This window comes from Paenibacillus sp. FSL P2-0121, from assembly GCF_037975345.1.
GTDB classification, from domain to species: domain Bacteria; phylum Bacillota; class Bacilli; order Paenibacillales; family Paenibacillaceae; genus Paenibacillus_AQ; species Paenibacillus_AQ odorifer.
This window is the reverse complement of sequence record NZ_CP150245.1, coordinates 1,010,086-1,029,480: the sequence shown is the minus strand read 5'-3', so window position 1 is coordinate 1,029,480 and position 19,395 is coordinate 1,010,086. Positions and strand designations below refer to the sequence as shown.

Below are 19,395 nucleotides of genomic sequence, written 5' to 3'. Positions count from 1 at the left end.
TATTTACAAGCACCAAAAATCACTTCTTTATAGTGCATATTGCACTATTATTGAACCAGGGGGCGATATGAATGGATGTTTCCTTAAATGAGCAAGTATCAGGTAAAATCGAAATGGAGCATTATACCGCATCTTTGTTTACTGCATACATTTCAGGTGCAGGCCTTTCAGCTATCGTACAGACAGCTGCCGAGCTACTGCAGAATCCCGTCATTGTATTTGATTGCAGCTTCAAAATTGTAGCTCACTCTGACCTTTCCGATATCGACGATTACATATGGAGTGATAATATCCGCAAAGGTTATTGCTCTTACGACTTCATTGCGGCCGTGAGCAAAATGAACAGTGTCCAGCGTGGGAAACAAAGCGATGAATCTTATGAGGTAACCTGCGAGGAAACATCAAACTCCAAACTGATCTCCAAAATAAAAGTAGCCGGCAAACAAATCGGCAATGTATTGCTTCTAGGATGCACAAATCCTTTTCGCGCCAGAGATAACGAGCTGCTGTCCATCACCGCTACCATACTTGCCGAAGAGATGGGCAAAAATAGCTACTATCGCAACGCCAAAAATATAAAAGTTGAAGATTTTATCTGCGCATTGCTAGAGGAACAGCTTCAGGACAACCGGATTATTCAGGACAGGATGCGGAGTGCAGGACTAAAGTTCGGGAATCAGCTGCTTGTGCTGCTGTTCGATCTTACCTGGTATGAGGGTTCAGGCCGTTATGATGATTATTTAAGAGAACGTTTGCAACAGCTTTTTCCGGGCAGTCCTTCCACCTATTATGACGGGCAGATTGTAATGATCCATGATGGAAATCTCTCCAAAGAGCTTGTAAATAAGCAGCTGCAGGAATTTCTAGCCCAAACCGGCATCTCGCTTGGCATCAGCAATATGTTCACTAATCTTACGCAATGTAGGAGACACTATCTTCACTCCCGAAATGCTATTCGGATCGGTTCCATTCTCAGCCCGCAGCAGCAGCTGACTTACTATTCAGATATCCAGCTCTATGAGATGCTCTCTGCTGATGTTGTGTTTAACGAGGATAATAACTACTACCATCCAGAGCTGCTCAAGCTTCAAGAATACGATACTTTGCACCAGTCCAATCTGTATCATACCTTTTACGTTTATCTCAAAAATAACCGGAACATGCAGATTACCTCAGACGAGCTGTACATTCACCGGAATACACTCAGATATAAGCTCGATCTTATCAGTAGACTGCTGGACACCGACTTTACCGATTCTGAAAAAATGCTGGCGTACTATGTCTCTTATAAGGTCGCTGCTTTTTGTGAAAAAGCTAGGGAGCAGACCCGTACGCCGCAACGTTAATGTTAGAAGCTACTATAAACACACAAACAGCCCCCGTTCTTATCCCAAGAACGGGGGCTGTGCTGTGAAGTAGAACAGTATATGATATTACAATCCGTAAAAAGCTTGCAGCTGACGCACGATTTCATCCTTGTCATGATCCACTACGGTTTGATGTTGTGGCATCTCGAACAATGCTTTAATCTGTGCCGGGAATTCCTGCTTAATATCGATCAAAGTAATTGCCTCATCGAACTTAGCTGGATGTGCAGTCGCAAAGGTAATGCCAATCTCATCTGGGCCATTAAAGGCTTCGTAAGCCGCGATTCCACATGCTGTATGTGGATCAAGCAGGTAGCCGTATTCTTTTTGATACTTAGCGATCGTATTCAAGCATTGATCATTCTTCACACCCAGCGCTGCAAAATCCTTCTGCACCTGCTGAAGCGCCTCGCCTTCAACCGTAATCTTGCCTTCGGTTTGCAGCTTGGACATATACGCGGATAACTTCTCAGAATCCTCGCCTACCAGATAATACAGATACCGTTCGAAATTACTTGCCACTTGGATATCCATCGAAGGGCTGTAAGTGCTTGTGAAATTACCTGGTTTGTATTCGCCAGTATTCACGAAACGCTCCAAAATATTATTTTCATTCGTAGCAATGATCAGCTTGTTAATAGGAAGTCCCATTTGCTTAGCCAAATAGCCCGAGAAAATATTACCGAAGTTACCGGAAGGCACGCTGATATTAATCTTCTTCTCGTTGCTGCCATCGACATGAAGATATGCATAGAAATAATAAACAGTCTGCGCCAGAATCCGCACAAAGTTAATGGAATTAATTGCACGCAGATGATACCGACCTTTAAAGTCCAGATCTGCGAACAGATCCTTAATCACCTTCTGGCAATCATCAAAGTTACCATGAACAGACAGATTCAGTACATTGCTGTCGTCCACCGTAGTCATCTGCAGCTCTTGCACTTTACTTACCTTGCCATGTGGATGGAGAATACAGATCTTGATGCCTTCTTTGCCGCGTACACCTTGAATGGCCGCCGCTCCAGTATCCCCAGAGGTTGCACCGAGGATGTGGATGATTTTGTTTTGTTTTTTGGAAATATATGAATACAGCTCACCCATAAACTGCAGCGCTACATCCTTGAAAGCAAAAGTAGGCCCATGGAACAATTCAAGGACATATAAAGAATCATCCACTTGGTGTATAGGCGTTACTTCAGGTGTGCGGAAATTGCCATAACTGGTGTTGACCATTTCCTGCAAATCCTCGTAAGGAATCTCATCATTGGTGTAATAGGCAACAATCTTCAGGAACAACTCCTGATAGCTGAGACTTCTCCACTCTTCCAACGTTGCTGCTGAAACCACTGGAATCTCGGATGGAACCATCAGCCCACCGTCGTCCGCAAGTCCCATCAACACCGTATCAATAAAACCTTTAGGTTCCACATTACCTCTTGTGCTTATAAACTTCATGCTCATCCTCCTGAACCCCTCGTTAATATATGACAAGAATATATGATAAGAAGAAACAACGTTGTCGTCCTATATAGAAGACAACTGTTTCTCGCAGAAATATAAGGCTATTATAGTTGCACCACTTATAAATTCTTATAATTAACTATAAGTTTCACCCTAAACGTTATCCTTAAGCTAGTTAGGGATGATAAAGCTATTTCTGCTTGTTTTCCCTATATACTACCACGTTTACGCGCTAAAGTCCGTTAATTCTTTGTCTTATTTTGCAGCTCTCTCCAGACCGTTTTGTTGCTGTACTGCCGTTCTGTACTAACATCCTTACCGAACCATTCCGGCTCTTTAAAGCTTTCCGCTTCCTCCAGAGATTCAAATTCAACCTCCAATACGGACAATTTCAGCTGGGAATATACGTCGATCTCAACCGTTATGCCATTCCACACCGCTGTAATTCGCTCTTTGACCAAAGCTACCGCATTTACCGCTTCGATCATCTGATTATATAAACCCTCTGAGATAAAATATTCGATCTCTTCGCGTTTGATCCCTTTGCCATCCTTAAACGTATGCGTGTAGGTTACCTCACCTGAGTCCAGATCCGTAATTTTACGCACACGAAGCTCTTGACCACCATCTATCGCCAGATATGTCTGATCGATATTATGACGGGTAACAATCTTCAACTCTCCCTTTTGAATCAGCTGCTCCGGAAATTCCGGCAGCAGAAACTTGCGTTCGATCTCCAAAGCCATGATGTTTCGCTCCTATTCGTGTCATATATTTTTATATTAATAATCATCATAGGGGTGTGACAAACCCAAGTCAATGTGGATTATAGGGAAATAGGACATGCTCTAGCTAAAAAAAGGCTACCGTGGGGCTCATTGTGGGATTTATGGAGGCTGTGGAAGATGGAGCTCACCGTAGATTACTGGAAACTACGGATAATTAGCGAGTCAGCCGGCGATCATTGGAATCACCATTCGATGAGTTGATCACTCGCCACGGGTCGTACTTACCCATTCGATTAGTTGGTTCCGCTCCACTGGTCGCACTCACCCATTCACTTAGTTGGTCACGCTCCACGGGTCGTACTCACCCATTCGATTAGTTGGTCACGCTCCACGGGTCGTACTTACCCATTCGATTAGTTGGTCACGCTCCACGGGTCGTACTCACCCATTTACTTACGGACCGTATAGCCACTATTTGCGAAAAAAACGCATATTTGAGACGGTATCGGACTCAGGTGCAGCTATTTACTCCAAAACACCCCATACGGTCGCGATAATTAGCCAATAACGTCGCTGGGGTCCGAAAGTAGCCTCAATTGCCTCTTTTTTAGCAAATAAGGACTCCTGAGTCCGATCCGAAGCAGGGTACCTAGGAACCTAGTTGCAACCAAGGGAACTCTCCATCAAATGTAGACAGCACGATTTCGCTCTTATCCCAGACCAAACCCTAATGATTGGAACATCGTTAACTGGTGATACTTTCTCATACTTTCTCATACTTTCTCATACTCTCTCATACCACCCCTACTCCCCATTCACTTACGGACCGTATAGCCACTATTTGCGAAAAAACCGCATATTTGAGATGGTATCGGACTCAGGTGCAGCTATTTACTCCAAAACACCCCATATGGTCGCGATAATTAGCCAATAACGTCGCTGGGGTCCGAAAGTAGCCTCAATTGCCTCTTTTCTAGCAAATAAGGACTTCTGAGTCCGATCCGAAGCAGGGTACCTAGGAACCTAGCAGCAACCAAGGGAACTCTCCATCATATGTAGTCGGCGCCTTCTCATTCTTATCCCAGACCAAACCTAAAGATTAGACCATCGTTACTGGTGGCACTCCCCCATATCTTACGGACTAATAAAAAACCGAACGAAAATCAGAGGAAATCCTGAAATCCGGTCGGCTCGACGGTAAACTTATTTTATTTCTTTCATAAATGCCTGAAAGTCTTTTACGATTTCTTTTGCTTTAGTGCGATATAAATAATGTCCCTCTTCAAACTTCACTATTTTTCCATGTACAGAGTCCTTGATTTGCTTTTCATGCTCTGGTATCCATCTATCCGTTGCTGGTTGATTCGCTTGTATAAAGAAAATAAGAGGAAGATTTTTAGGAAATGTTAAGCTTTCAGCTGATTTAAAATTAGAATACATCATTCCAGCTTCATTTAATTGGGTGGGATTAAATATGTTTTTGCGATTGATCAGTCTCATTTGTTCTTTTGTTTTATCATCAAATGGTAGTTCAGCAATTGGGTCAGCACTAAATTTCATTTGCAATCTGATTAAACCTGATTTTTTGAGCAGATTTATAGCTCTTAATTCCGAAGCTTCGATCTTCCTCTCGCTTATCGATGGAACACTACTATCAAGCCCGACAAATGCACTCACTTCATTTTCATACTTGTTAACATAATCTAGTCCATATATGCCTGAAATAGAGTGGCCCATTAGAATATAACGGTCAATATTAAGAGCCTGTAAAGCTTCATGAATTTCACTTACAATATTCTCTGTGCTGCGCTCCTTTTTGGTCAGATCACTTAATCCATACCCAAAAGGCTCAATCATGACAACTTTGTAAAACGGCGACAGTTCATCTATTAATGCTTTAAAATCAAGAGCTGGCGCTGCTGTGCCATAACCCGGTAGTAGCACGACTGTTTCTTCACCTTTTCCTTGAATATAAACATTCATGTTTTTCCCATCTACGGGTACTAACTGACCATAGGGTTCTATTTTATTTTGTTCCGATTTATTGCTGATCAAATTAACTGTATAGACAATAGCGAGAAAAAGCACGATTGCGATGATTATTGCTCCTACTACTTTAAGTAGTATGTTTAGTATTTTACTTGTTCTCGTGCCCGCCTTCATTTTCATTCTTTCTTTTATTTCCACTCGTATCTTCTCCTGTCATCAGCTGTGTTTTGGACTACCATAACTAACTGCTAAGCTAAGATTAACCAATGAAGATGTACTCTCTATGACCTCAATATGAACGGAATATGAACATGCAAAAAAAGCTATAGCGTCATGCACAAGGGTAGCTGCACAGGATGCCATAACAGGAGGAATATATGTGTGGAGGTGGATACGATCAAGGCTGCCTTGCCATCCGCAGCTTCAGCTGATTCAAATTCATCTTTGAACAAAAAAAGCAAACCACGAGCTAGGCTCATGGCTTGCTGATGACTTGCAATAAACTCTATTCCTGCACCTTCAATTTATAACATCCGCTAACAAAATCCTGCTGGATATCCGGCAGAGCCAGCCCAGCCTGCATTAGCCGATCACCACCGTAAACCTCACCACTTGCCTCCAGAATGTAATCCAGCTCCGGATTTAAACCATTCAGCTTCAGGCTACGGCGGGGCGGGTGCGGCACAGCCATTACCCGGAAGTAATAAACTAATGCCTCACGCTGATCATCGGACACGAACATCCATGCTGTCTCATTGCCCTCAAACGGGCTTTGCAGCCGGTACAGATTCCCTTGCTGCACAAGACTGCGGATTTGTTTATAGTTCGCAACCTGTTCCTTCACAAGTTCCTTCTCTTCGTCTGTAAACTTCGTAAGATCCAGCTCATAACCGAAATTACCGGACATAGCTACATCTCCACGAAAAGACAGCGGGGTGATCCGTCCTACCTGATGATTCGGCACGGCAGACACATGCGCGCCTATCGAACTAACCGGATACACCAGACTTGTTCCATACTGAATCTTCAGTCGTTCCACAGCATCTGTATCGTCACTAGTCCAGGTCTGCGGCATGTAATGCAGCATGCCTGGGTCGAAGCGGCCACCACCACTACAGCAGCTCTCGAACAGGATATGCGGAAACTCTGAAGTTATTCGCTCCAATAGCTCATACAGACCAAGCACATAACGATGAGCGGTTTCCCCTTGGCGTTCAGAAGGTAACTCTGCAGAGCCAATCTCCGTTAAACAACGGTTCATATCCCATTTCACATAACTAATGGGCACGGTCGAGAAAATCCGGGACAGTGACTCATAAATGTACTGACGTACATCCTCCCGAGTATAGTCCAGCACCAATTGCCAGCGGGCTTCGCTACGGTGGCGTCCCGGCACATGCAGACACCAGTCGGGATGCTTACGATAGAGCTCGCTGTCTGGCGAGATCATCTCCGGCTCGAACCAGAGGCCAAACTGCAAGCCTAGATTGTTCACACGCTGCGCCACATCAGACAATCCGCCTGGAAGCTTGCGCAGATCCTCTACCCAGTCTCCGAGAGAGGAGTTATCTGCGTCTCTTTTGCCAAACCAACCGTCGTCCAGTACGAATAGCTCTATCCCGAGTTTCGCTCCTTCCGCGGCAATCGACTCCAATTTATCCGCATCGAAGTTGAAATAGGTGGCTTCCCAATTGTTGACCAGAATGGGCCGTTCCTTATCTCTATATAACCCTCTGCATAAACGGGTCCGGTACAGGCGATGATAGGTTCTCGACATTTCCCCGATCCCCTCGGAAGAATACACCATCACTACTTCTGGGGTCTGGAATTGTTCGCCCGGCTCCAGCAGCCAGGAGAAATCAAAAGAATTCAGCCCCATCGTAAACCGGGTCATCCCGAAGGAGTCGACCTCTGCCTCAGCTTCAAAGCCTCCACTATATACAAGACTGAAGCCGTAGGCCTCTCCATGATTTTCATCCGTTTCAGGTTTCACCAGCGCTGCAAATGGATTTAACTGGTGGCTGCTCATCCCTCTGCGGCTCCCAATGGTCGTACCCCCTTGCACCAGACGTCTACGGGTCAGATTACCTTCCCTTGACCAAGCTCCTGCCAAATAGATCATATCCATATCGCCAGACGAGAAATCGACACTAGCACTCAGTGCACGCTGCAATCGCAGCTGTGTTTCCCCCGCATTGGTGAACTCCACAGAGCGGGTGATTACGTTGGTATGTTCAAAAACCGTATAGCGCAAAATAACACTCAGCTTGGCGTAATCATCCTTAAGTGTAAGCTCCAACGTCTGTGCTTCTTGCGCAGACTCAACATATACAGATGGCAGACCCGGCAGTGAGGGTTTACCCTCAACTACCCGGTACCCGCTGTATTTCAGCTCTGTAATACGAGTGCCGTCTTCGAGCCGAACTTGATAAGCTGGTGTTCTGAAATCTCCCGTGCCGTATTGGGGATATTCCTGCGGGAGCCGGTCGAGACCCGTATTTCCTCCCAGATTCAACAGCCCTTCCAAATTGCTGTCACTCCGCAGCTTCTTGCCCCAATACACATGTGCAGGATAATCATTAACAAGCTGAAGAATATAACTCATCCCTGCGCTCTGTAAATGGAATAATCCCTTATCTTCCTGAATTAAAATCCCCATGTGCCAGTCCTTCTCTCCTTAGGATTTACAGCAAATCTTCGCTCACAAAATCAACCATCGATTGAACCTTTAGCCCCTTAGGTGCGGCAGGAATCCAGTCTCTTCCATCGTTCCCGCGTTGTGAGAACTCTATCGTCTTGGTCTGACCTGGGAGAAGGTCAAAATAATTGTCAGAGAATATTCCTTCCTCTTCCGAAGTCAGGTATACACCTCTAGCCAATACATCACTGGTCACGGTGAAGCTTAATCCACCGCTCTCTGGAGTTTCCAGCACGGTAATTACTGAGCGCTGCAATGGAATTTCTTTTTCCGGAGTAAAATAATGCAGCTTGTGATCTATCACCTGGCCATCCGCCTGCAAGCAAATTCCAAGCAATACATCACCCACCCCTTGACCTTCTAGCAGCTCTGCCACAGGAGACGAGAATACGATAGCAGCAGAATCAGCTCCCAGCTCAACGGGATGTGCCCACTCTCGCAGCACCGAACCGTTAAACTGATACAAAGTAAGCACCAACTCAGCGCTCACTGCTGTTCTTAAATCAGATACGACATGAATGTCTACCTTCTCACGGTCTGTACCGTCGATAGACAACAAAACATCTTGGAAGCTTGAACGCACGGTATATTGCAGGGCTTTCCAGCGCCCGTTATAATCCATGCCCGCCCAAGAAGCCACCGGCCAGCAATCATTCATCTGCCAGTATAAAGTGCCCATACAATAAGGTTTATTTCTTCTGTGGCTTTCAATCGCGATTCGGATCGCTTCGGCCTGCAGGATTTGACTCATATATAAAAAGGCTTTGAAGTCCTTTGGCTGCGGCAGATACATATCCATATATTCTTTGATCAGCAGATTACCGCGACCATTCTTCTGATGCGCCAGCATCACCTCTGAGGTAAGCTCCAAATCCTGCTCTTCTGCATAGCTCATTACCGTTTTTAGTTCCGGGAACGACTGGAAGCCATATTCACTCATGAAGCGGCCAACCTTTGTATTATAGTTCTCAAAAGGCTCGATTCCGTGCCACACGCCCCAGTAATGCACATCCCCTTCGCCCACAATCCGCGTCGCATGCTGATTAATATCGCCAGTCAGCTCCCGCAGCGGCGAAGACGGCCAATAGTCCACACCTGGATGGAACGCGGCTACAGCCTCCGGCAGAATACGGTGGAAGATTTTAATATAATCGGCCCACATTGTCGTTCTTTGCTCAGCGCCGAGTTTTTCTTTCCAGCCCCAGCCCATATTTTCCTCGAACTGTGACCAGGCCGAATCAATCTCGTTGTTGCCACACCATAAGGCGATGCAGGGATGATTGCGCAATCTTTTAACGTTGTATTCGGCTTCTTTTTTCACATTTTCAAGGAACGCCTCGTCCCCGGGATACATACTGCAAGCGAACATAAAGTCCTGCCAGACCAGCAGTCCGTATTCATCACAGAGCTGATAAAAAATATCTTCTTCATATATACCGCCGCCCCAAACGCGCAGCATATTCATATTCGATTCTACTGCCGTGGCAATTTCATGCCGATACCGCTCCTCGGTTACTTCTGTGGTGAAGCTGTCATTTGGAATATGATTGGCACCTTTGGCGAAGACGGAAACTCCATTCAGCGCAAAAGAAAACGAAGCTCCTTTGGCATCACGCTCCCGAATCAATTCAATACTGCGGAGTCCGGTTTTTACACTTTTGCTAACCTCTACTTCCGCATTTTGTACCAATTCTGCCTGGAATGTATATAAATGAGGCTCTCCGAACCCTCTGCACCACCAGAGCTGTGGCTCGGATATTACAATATTCATCTCTAATTGCTGCATGCCTTCTTCTAAAGTAACCGCTTGCATCCACTCCAAACCATCGGCACTTATTCGCAGCATTCCCCGCCAAGCAGCAGGAGCATCCACTTCTACAATTGCGGTCAGGCGAGCTTCTTCCTTAGCAATCACATTTTGACGGATATAGAGGTCTGTAATTTGAACGGTGTCACGTCCCACCAGAGCTGCCGCACGCCATATTCCACTGGTCAAGAAACGCGGGCCCCAATCCCAGCCGTAATGATAAGGTGCTTTGCGCGCAAAAATACTAATCCGTTGTTCATCTAATCCCCCAAGCTCGGATTGATCATTCGAGGCAGGCAGCGCGTAACCCAGCTTCGCTAATTTCGGTAAATCTTCCTTAACCACAGAGCGGAACTTCACCCGTATATTATTTTCTCCAGTCTTTAACTGATCTTTGACATCCACTTTCCATGCCAGAAACATATTATCAGCAGCGAGCACATGTACATTATTCACGTACACATCTGCATAAGTATCCAGTCCCTCAAAAACTAGCTCCGTACAAGCAAGCTCCTGCCACTCTTCCCCCAACTGCAACGAGGTTTGATATTCCCAGTCCTTCTTATCGATCCACTGTAGATCATGTTCATTTGTTCCATAAAAGGGGTCTGAAATCTTCCCGTTCTTTAGTAAATCCGTATGGACTGTACCTGGCACAGTCGCCGGAAGCCACTCCTCATCACCACAGCCTCTAAATTCCCACTTCGCAAGATTCATATGCAAATGTTTCATAATACCTCCTAAAAGTTTTGTAAGCATAGACTTCTCTGAATGACTTCGCGCAAAACTCGCTTCGGAAGCAGATGCCTAAAGTTTTGTAAGCATAGACTTCTCAAAAATAGCATAAGACTTCAATTAATTCATTGAACCCTTTTGATATTCTTTGTATTTTGTTATCTGATTGTTAGGTACATGCTAATTATAAACGCAGAAACAAAACAAATAAAGACAATAAATAATAATACAATACATTTATTAACGGCTTCGATAAAGCTATAATGTTCATGTAAACGCTAACAATAAAAACGAAAAGGGGATTAAGCTATGAGAAATAAGTTATTTTCGTTATCCTTTGTTATGATTATGGTCTTATCTTCAACACTTGCTGGTTGTGGTTCGAATAATGACAACACCACGAATAACGGTGCTGCCGCAACTGAAAAGCCCGCAGCAACTAACGCAGAGAATACCGGCGGTGACACGAATGCAACTGCCGAACCTGCAGCAGGAGCTGATATCAGCGGCAAAATCACCTTCCTAACTAACAGAACAGACATGATCGGCAAAGAATATGACGAATATTTAAAGCGCTTTAATGAAAAATACCCGAACATTAAAGTCGAATTCGAAGCTTCCCAAACCGACTATAACCAACAGGCTAAAGTCAGAATGGCCAGCGGCGAGCTTCCAGACGTTATGTTTATTCCTTCTATTCCTAACTCGGACCTGCCAAAATATTTTGCTTCACTGGATGATCTCGGCTTGAACGATCAGATCACCTTTAAAGACTTCAAATCCTTTGATGGTAAGCTTTACGGAATTACTACAGGGAACTCTACTTCCGGTATTGTTTATAACAAAACAGCATTCACTGATGCCGGCATCACCGAAACGCCTAAGACTTGGGATGAATTCCTGGCTGCCTGCGAGAAGCTGAAAGCAAAAGGTGTTATTCCAATGTCCTCTAACTTTAAAGACAAATGGCCACTTGGTACTTGGGCTTATGACACACCACGCTTAATTGAAGGCAATCCTGATTTTCCAAATGCTAAGCTGAACTCTGAAACACCATTCACTATGGACAACGGTTATGGCAAAGCCTTCAGCCTACTTAGAGAGCTCAATGAAAAAGGCTATCTGGAAAAAGACATCAACTCCACCAACTGGGAGCAATCGAAAAAGGACATCGCTTCCGGCAAATTCGCTATGTACTATCTTGGCAACTGGGTTATTAACCAAGTTATCGGAGCAGGCGCTTCTTCAGACAATGTTGGCTTCTTCCCATTCCCTTATGACAATTCGGGTAAACCATCTGCTACCCTTAGCCCTGACTTCTTCTATGCCGTTGCCAAAAACAGCAAAAATTTAGAGGCAGCTAAAGCCTTCGTAAAATGGATGATTGAAGATTCAGGTTATGAGGATTTCGCCGGCTTTATCTCTCCATTAAAAGGCAAGGAATCCAATCTGACTCAGCTGAAAGAATTCCAAGCTACCGGAGTAGAACTGGTAGAAGGAACTGTTGACGATGCAAAGGTTACAGAAATCGGCAACAAGGCACAGCTGGATCTCCCTGCTGTTGTACAGGAATTTGTACTTGCCAAAGATCCACAAACCGTATTAGACAAGTGGAATAAAGCTTGGGCTAAAGCCAAGAAGGACCTCGGTTATTAATTTGAGCTTTTGATTCGAAGTACACTACGGAGCAAAATGGATTATTGCTTTTACGGATAATCCATTTTGCCTTTCCATACCACGTTTTTATGAAAGAAGGGCTAGCGATGTTCGGAACACTTTCCTATAACAAACAGAAGACGATTATCATTGTATCCTTCCTCACGATTCCTTTGTTGCTGCTCGCAACATTCACGTATTATCCGGCACTCAAGCTGATTTATTACAGCTTTACGAACTGGGATGGCTATAGCCCTGAGAAGCCTTGGGTCGGTCTCGATAATTACCGCGAAGTCTTCTCCAACCCCGATATTTTCAAGGTATTTACCCATAACTTTGCTTATTTCGCGATGGGAATTCTCCAGAATATCGTCGCTATTTATTTTGCGATTGTGCTCAATAGTAAGTTGAAAGGAAAAAATGCATTTCGAATCTTACTGTTCCTCCCTTACATTATGAACGGTGTCGCCGTCGCCTTTATGTTTGGTTATGTCTTTGACACCACCAATGGCTCTCTGAATATGTTCCTGAATAGCATCGGTCTTACCGGACTAGGACAGACCAGTTGGCTTGGAACAGAAGGACTGGTTAACTATTCTCTGGCGTCCACAGGATTTTGGCGTTTCATGGGTTATAACATGGTAATCTACATCGCCTCCTTGCAGGCCATTCCAAACGATATCTATGAGGCCTCAAAGATCGATGGTGCCGGACCTTTTCAAACACTTTGGAGAATTACTTTACCGAATATGAAGCCAGTCATCCAGCTTAACTTATTTCTTACCGTCACAGGGGCACTGGAAGTATTCGATCTCCCCTTCGTGTTGACCAAGGGCGGCCCCGCAGGCGCCAGCGAAACATACGTACAAAAAGTTGTAGATACTGCATTTGCTTACAATAATTACGGCCTCGCTTCTGCCATGAGTATTATCTTGCTTTTCTTTGTCGTCATCGTACTGTTAGTACAGCAACTAGTTCTAAGCCGGGGAGGGGACAAATAGATATGACATACTCCAAATTTCGCTTCACAGATGTTATTAAATACTTCTCGCTGCTTATCGGCGTATTTGTTGTACTCTTTCCTCCGTATGTGGTCATCGTCAATGCCTTTAAATCCACTGACGAATTTAACAGCAGCAGCTCCATGGCACTGCCAAAAAGCTTTTTGAATTTCGATAATTTCACTGCCGTTTTCCAGCGCGGGGGTCTACTTAACGGATTTGGTAATGTGTTAATCATTATAGCTATTACTTTAATTCTGAACATTCTGTTCGGCACTATGGTAGCATTTGTATTGGGACGCTTCTCTTTCAAATTGAAACCCGTAGTCTTCGGTGCATATCTAGTAGCCACCATTATTCCTAGTATCACGACACAAGTGGCGACTTTTGGTATCATCAAAAGCATGGGGCTTTACAATACACTTGGCGCCCCGATCGTGCTTTATATTGGAGCGGATGTAATTCAAATTATTTTATATCTGCAATTTATCCGTAATATTCCCGTGGATCTCGATGAAAGTGCGATGGTAGAAGGTGCCTCTCTGTTCAGAATCTATCGGTCGATTATTTTCCCTTTACTTACGCCAGCTACGGCTACTTTGATTATTCTGAAAACCATTAGCATTTACAATGACATGTACATCCCTTACCTCTACATGCCGAAACAAAGCCTTGGTGTAGTTACGACGATCCTAATGCGTTTTCAAGGAGTCAATTCGGGGGAATGGAATTTAATCTGTGCAGCTATTCTGCTTATCCTGCTGCCAACAGTAATTCTATATTTCTTCCTGCAGCGTTACATCTTTGAAGGCGTAACCAGTGGAGCGGTCAAATAAGGTAGGTAGCTTATTACAGGAAAGGAACAACGCAAATGCTATCATACATCCGGTTAACTTTACGCAAAATGTGGTTGTTCCTTGCCAATCTACCGATGGAGCGCAAGCTGATTGTTATCTTTGTCTTTCTGATCTCTCTGCCGATTACTTATGTAAGTTATCTATCGTCCCGCTCCATGTTCAACTCGGTTCTTGTGAATGCGACTGACGGTGCGGGTCAAATGACATCGAATGCTTCAGATACCATCGACCGATATATTGCCGACCTCAAAAGATATACAGCCCTGCCGCTGTATAACACCGATGTGCAAGTCTACCTGACACAGCAAAATACCGACTGGGAAAAAAATACGGGCATGGCGATGTTCCTTAGCTATTTGAATCATACTAAGGAAGAGATCATTGCCGTGTATTTGGTGGATCAGTACGGTTCTGTCTTTTATGATAAAGACGCTGGAATTAATGAACTGTATCCAGAGGAACGATTAGCCAAATGGAGAATCATGAGTGAAGATGCCGGAGCAGCGCCTGTCATTCAGGGCAGACATACGATCCGCACCAACTCGAATGTCCATAAAGAGGTCTTTAGTGTTCTGCGTACGATTAACTCTGTAAGCACATTGCAGAATATAGGAATTCTCGTTTTCGATGTAGACATCAATCTGTTTAAGGGCATTATCGATCCCGTAAATGCAGTTACGCAAGGAAACACGTTCATTGTAGATAACAATGGAGATCTGATTTATGCCAGTGAAGATTCCGCGGTTCCGAATCTGGCTGCCGATACACAAACTCTGAATACAAAGCTGTTGCTGCAGCAAGTAAATCAGCAGCAGGATCATTTTCAAATAGACTTGAATGGCCAGTCTTATCTTGCAGTGTATACCGTCTCGAAACAGACCGGGTGGACCACTATGGTTACGATTCCTTTAACACGTATCCTGTCCCCTGTACAAAAGAATCGTAATACGCTTATCTTGACCACACTGATTATCATTGCTTTTGCACTTTTTGTTGCGACTATAATTTCCCATGCCCTGACCAAACCCCTTAAATCCTTGGTCCGCTTAATGAAACGGGTGCAGCATGGTAATCTGGATGTCTGGCAGCATTCCAAATATAATGATGAAATTGGGATGCTGGGCAGTCATTTTAATCGGATGATCATAAGGATCAAAGATCTGTTACAAGAAGTGTCCATCACGGAGAAACGGAAGCAAAAGGCTGATATGCGGGCGCTTCAAAACCAGATTAATCCCCATTTTATTTATAATACGCTGGAATCCATCCGCATGCTTGCAGAGAGCAATGATGATCCACGTGTGGCGAAGCTAACCTATTTACTTGGGCTTCAAATGCGTTACAGCATTGTCCGAAACGAAGAGGCTGTTACAATTAGACAAGAGCTGGATCATGTGAGAAATTATTATCAGCTGCTGGAAATCCGATTCCCAGACAAGTTCAGACTTAACATCGACGTGCCGGACGAATTCCTTCATCTTTCTGTTATTAAGCTTGTCTTTCAACCGATCGTAGAAAATGCTGTCTTTCACGGTTTGGATCAAAAGGTAGGACTGGGCACCTTGAGCATCACCGCATGGAGCGAGCATGGAGATGCCGTATTCTGTGTAGAAGATGATGGGATCGGTATGGATGAAGCCACCCTTCGTTCCTTAAACAATAGTCTGCAGACTGGAACGGACAATGAAAGGTTCGGGATTGGACTACGAAATGTAAATGAAAGAATTCGCCTGCATTACGGCAGTTCGTTTGGTCTGCTTGTTGAGAGTGAGCTTGGAATCGGCACTCGTGTTACCCTGCGCATTGCGGATATTAACGCTAAATTCAGTGAAGATGAATTTATTTAGGAGAGGGGCTGCTCAGATTGCTGCGTATTGCGATTGTGGATGATGAAATCTTAATCCGCGAAGGACTGGCCCGAATGATCAGTAAAGAAAGCGCCGAATTTCTGGTCATCGGCACCTACTCCGACGGAAAACATCTATTAGATAAGTTAAGCACACTTCAACTTGATGTTGTGATTACAGATATTCGTATGCCGCAAATCAATGGCTTGGAGCTGATTAAACAGTTAAAAGCCACCCATCCGCAGATCTACTCTATTCTAATGAGTGGATTTGTTGAATTTAATTATGCCCGAGAAGCCATCCGCAGCTCAGCTGTAGACTATTTATTAAAACCAATTAATAAAGAGCAGCTGTTCGAGCTGCTTTATCGGCTAGACAAAGAACGGCAGCTCGCGCGCGACAAGGAAGAACGCCACCGTTCCGGGCTTTTATTGACAGTCTTACATATCGAAGAGCCCTCTTCCCCTCTCCTATTATCCAGCCTTACCTTGCCCCAGCCTTATTTCTCGGTCTTTGTCCTCAAAGGGAGCGCCAGAGAAACCGTCTGCTCCTGCGCAGACAGTCTGCGGCAAGAGAAGGCGTTGAGCTTCGACAGCTTGGAGATTCAAAAAGGACTCTACGTCTGGATTGTATATTCTGCTGAGCCGCTGTCAGACAACGATTTAAAAGATATCGGTGACATTATGCGGATATCTGCACACGGAAAGATCCTACATGTAGGTACCAGCGGTTGTTATAATGAGGTATCCAAGCTTAGACAGGCATACCTAGATGCTAAACAAGCCTGCAACATGGGCATATATAATCCGGAGCCTGTACATTACGCGAATATTCAGAACATTCAACAGCCGGAGATGAACCTCCTGGATCACTTTAATACAATTAGAGAACCGCTGATCCATAATCTGCAGATTCTGAATGTGACAGGCATCTTAGAATGGATTCATGACCTGTTCTCAGTGCTGAAAGCACAACAAGCCGGTCCTGACCAAATTCTCCGGGTCTGTCGATGGGTTGAAGAAACTGCACAAAAGGAACTGCAAGAATTCGAGGCCCGCAATAAAAGTGCTCCCGACCTCAGGTTGGATGACAGAATTGCGTCCAGTATGAGCTTTTGCGACATTGAGGAGATGTTTACCGCTCATTTCACAAACATTCTGACCGAAATCAGAACCCATCGTCTGGAGATGTCCGGCACAGCCATAGAAACCATAAAACGCTGGATATCCGCTAACTATAATCAGCATGCGGATCTGAACACTTTGGCGAATATGGTTTTTTTGACTCCAAGCTATTTAAGCAAGCTGTTCAAGCAAGAGACCGGACTTACACTGACGGACTACATCACGGAAATTCGGCTGCGCAAAGCCAAACATCTGCTCAAGAATGCTCCCGACCTGAAGGTTCACGAGATTGGGGCAGAGGTTGGATATGGCGATCCTGCCTACTTCAACAAGCTTTTTAAACGTGTTGTCGGGGTTACACCCAATGAATATAAACGAATTAGTATTGTATAAGGAGATCGATCACTTGCATTCAGAGCTTCAAAGAAATAGCGAAAATCATGAAATAACCGTCTACGATACAACAGAACTATATGGTGAAAAAGGCTCCTTCCGTGTTATGCAGTTCTCGAATCATGCCACTCAAGGTGCGATGGATCTTAATGACCCGCAACGAGTTCTCTTTGAATATCCGCGGGCCATCATTCACTTCATGGAGTTCAACCTCCCTTCTTTTGAGGATGTTTTTCTTATTGGGCATGGAATTGGAACAATTGCCGGACATTTTCCGGAGAAAAGATTTAAAGTAGCCGAGCTAGACAAACAAGTAGTCGAATTAAGCCGCCGCTGTTTTGGATATAGTCAAGATAACGTAGTGATCGGTGACGGACGTCAGATCCTTGAAGGCGAAGACCCGCAGGTATATGATTACATCATTTTGGATGCCTTTACTGCCGCTGGTACACCAAGGCATTTGATCTCCCGTGAATTTTTCAGTATTACCCGTTCGAAGTTGAACACAAGCGGATATATTCTCATGAATCTAATGGGAAAAGGTGAACATGACCCGCTGATCAACGCGATTTATACAACGCTTGCCGAAGAGTACGCCTATATCAAAGCCTTTTCCCTGCCTTCAGAAGGGGCCGCCGATATCCAAAATATCATTATGGTTGGCGGCAGCACCCCTATCCGCTTTCAAGCCCGCCATTTGGCTGGCTTCAAAGAAATACAGCTGGGACAAGGATATCTGATTCAGGATTAAATCAGGATTAACTATAAAAAATGACCTCATCCTCCACTTCACTGTGGATTTCGAGGTCATTTTTGGGTTGTTTTCATACGGCACCATTTAAACCGGATTAGGCACAAAGCTGCCACCACGGCAATATTTCAAGTAATTCAATGCATGCACCTGGCCGGTCATTTCCAGCTCATCACGATACACTGGATCATGCCAGCCTTCGATATCAATCGTACCTTTATAACCCGCTTGGCGCAGGATGGTGATTACATCTACCCAATTGGTATCCCCGAAGCCAGGGGTTCGGTCCCATACATAAGGTTTGGGGCCATGAATACCGTATTCCTTGACGATGTCCCAAGCGATGGTCGCATCCTTGCCATGCACATGGAATACTTTATCCATCCATTTGCGCAGCTGCGGAAGCGGATCAATCAATGCGATCATCTGGTGGCAAGGCTCCCATTCCAATCCCAGATTATCTGCCGGAACAGCATTGAACATCTTCTCCCAGGCCGAAGGATTGTGAGCGATGTTCCACTCTCCGCTCTGCCAGCTTCCGCCCATAGCGCAATTCTCAAAAGCAATCCGCAGGCCACGATCTGCCGCTCTCTTCGCCAATTCTCCGAACACCTCTGTAAACTTCGGGATGGACTCATCAATGGACAAACCTGGCAATCGGCCGGTGAACCCGCCTATAATATCTGTGCCAAATAAATGTGCATGATCAATCAGCCTCTCCCAGCTGGCCAATGTGTCGGCATTGTCGCCGCTGCCATTCAGCGGATTGCCATAGATGCCCACAGAAGAGATGACAAAATCATGTTCAGCAGCTAACTCCCTCAGTCGTGCAGCCGTTTCGATCAAATCGGTTTCGCCGGTGGTCTGCCAAAAGTTCAGATTAAATGATTCAAATCCATGCCCCACAATTTGTGGAATGACCTTAACGGCTTCTCCACCACGAACAATCGTACCTATTCTCAGTGTATCTTGCATTTG

General features: G+C 44.8%; 13 protein-coding genes. 7 read left to right on the top strand and 6 right to left on the bottom strand.

Annotated elements, in window-relative coordinates; translation table 11 throughout:
* Nucleotides 1–71 precede the first annotated feature (71 nt).
* Nucleotides 72–1,346 carry a helix-turn-helix domain-containing protein gene (locus MKY54_RS04380; RefSeq protein ID WP_339189652.1) on the top strand — a complete coding sequence of 425 codons (1,275 nt, stop codon included), beginning with the start codon at nt 72–74 and terminating at the stop codon, nt 1,344–1,346.
* Between the two features lie 87 nt (nt 1,347–1,433).
* On the opposite strand, the gene thrC is transcribed toward MKY54_RS04380, so the two are convergent.
* The 5 genes from thrC to MKY54_RS04355 form a co-directional block, all read right to left on the bottom strand.
* Entirely contained in the window at nt 1,434–2,825 is a 1,392-nt protein-coding gene (thrC, locus tag MKY54_RS04375; RefSeq protein ID WP_339189650.1) for a threonine synthase, read from the bottom strand.
* Between the two features lie 248 nt (nt 2,826–3,073).
* Nucleotides 3,074–3,577 (bottom strand): CYTH domain-containing protein, encoded by a 504-nt coding sequence (locus tag MKY54_RS04370; protein ID WP_076302808.1) that lies wholly within the window; start codon nt 3,575–3,577, stop codon nt 3,074–3,076.
* A gap of 1,185 nt (nt 3,578–4,762) precedes the next feature.
* Entirely contained in the window at nt 4,763–5,728 is a 966-nt protein-coding gene (locus tag MKY54_RS04365) for an alpha/beta hydrolase (RefSeq protein WP_076194460.1), read from the bottom strand.
* A gap of 325 nt (nt 5,729–6,053) precedes the next feature.
* Complete coding sequence (locus MKY54_RS04360; protein ID WP_339189648.1) at nt 6,054–8,207, bottom strand: alpha-galactosidase; 2,154 nt, start codon at nt 8,205–8,207, stop codon at nt 6,054–6,056.
* Nucleotides 8,208–8,232: 25 nt separating this feature from the next.
* Nucleotides 8,233–10,785, bottom strand: a complete 2,553-nt coding sequence (locus tag MKY54_RS04355) for a glycoside hydrolase family 2 protein (protein ID WP_339189646.1) — start codon at nt 10,783–10,785, stop codon at nt 8,233–8,235.
* A gap of 312 nt (nt 10,786–11,097) precedes the next feature.
* Between MKY54_RS04355 and MKY54_RS04350 the strand changes: the two genes are divergently transcribed.
* The 6 genes from MKY54_RS04350 to MKY54_RS04325 all read left to right on the top strand — a co-directional run bounded on the left by MKY54_RS04350 (nt 11,098) and on the right by MKY54_RS04325 (nt 18,417).
* Complete coding sequence (locus MKY54_RS04350; RefSeq protein WP_076130663.1) at nt 11,098–12,444, top strand: extracellular solute-binding protein; 1,347 nt, start codon at nt 11,098–11,100, stop codon at nt 12,442–12,444.
* Nucleotides 12,445–12,551: 107 nt separating this feature from the next.
* On the top strand, nt 12,552–13,445 hold the full coding sequence (locus MKY54_RS04345; protein WP_076105422.1) for a sugar ABC transporter permease: 894 nt from the start codon (nt 12,552–12,554) through the stop codon (nt 13,443–13,445).
* 2 nt (nt 13,446–13,447) lie between these two features.
* Nucleotides 13,448–14,281 (top strand): carbohydrate ABC transporter permease, encoded by an 834-nt coding sequence (locus MKY54_RS04340; RefSeq protein WP_076130664.1) that lies wholly within the window; start codon nt 13,448–13,450, stop codon nt 14,279–14,281.
* Between the two features lie 35 nt (nt 14,282–14,316).
* Nucleotides 14,317–16,149 (top strand): sensor histidine kinase, encoded by a 1,833-nt coding sequence (locus tag MKY54_RS04335; RefSeq protein WP_339189644.1) that lies wholly within the window; start codon nt 14,317–14,319, stop codon nt 16,147–16,149.
* A gap of 17 nt (nt 16,150–16,166) precedes the next feature.
* Nucleotides 16,167–17,666 (top strand): response regulator, encoded by a 1,500-nt coding sequence (locus tag MKY54_RS04330; RefSeq protein ID WP_076187430.1) that lies wholly within the window; start codon nt 16,167–16,169, stop codon nt 17,664–17,666.
* A complete protein-coding gene (locus MKY54_RS04325; RefSeq protein WP_081394104.1) occupies nt 17,638–18,417 on the top strand; it encodes a fused MFS/spermidine synthase in 780 nt (259 codons plus the stop codon). The genes MKY54_RS04330 and MKY54_RS04325 overlap by 29 nt, the downstream gene beginning before the upstream one ends.
* A gap of 87 nt (nt 18,418–18,504) precedes the next feature.
* On the opposite strand, the gene MKY54_RS04320 is transcribed toward MKY54_RS04325, so the two are convergent.
* The gene (locus tag MKY54_RS04320; RefSeq protein WP_076187432.1) at nt 18,505–19,392 is read right to left on the bottom strand and encodes a sugar phosphate isomerase/epimerase family protein; all 888 of its coding nucleotides are present in this window, start codon (nt 19,390–19,392) and stop codon (nt 18,505–18,507) included.
* Between the last annotated feature and the right edge of the window lie 3 nt (nt 19,393–19,395).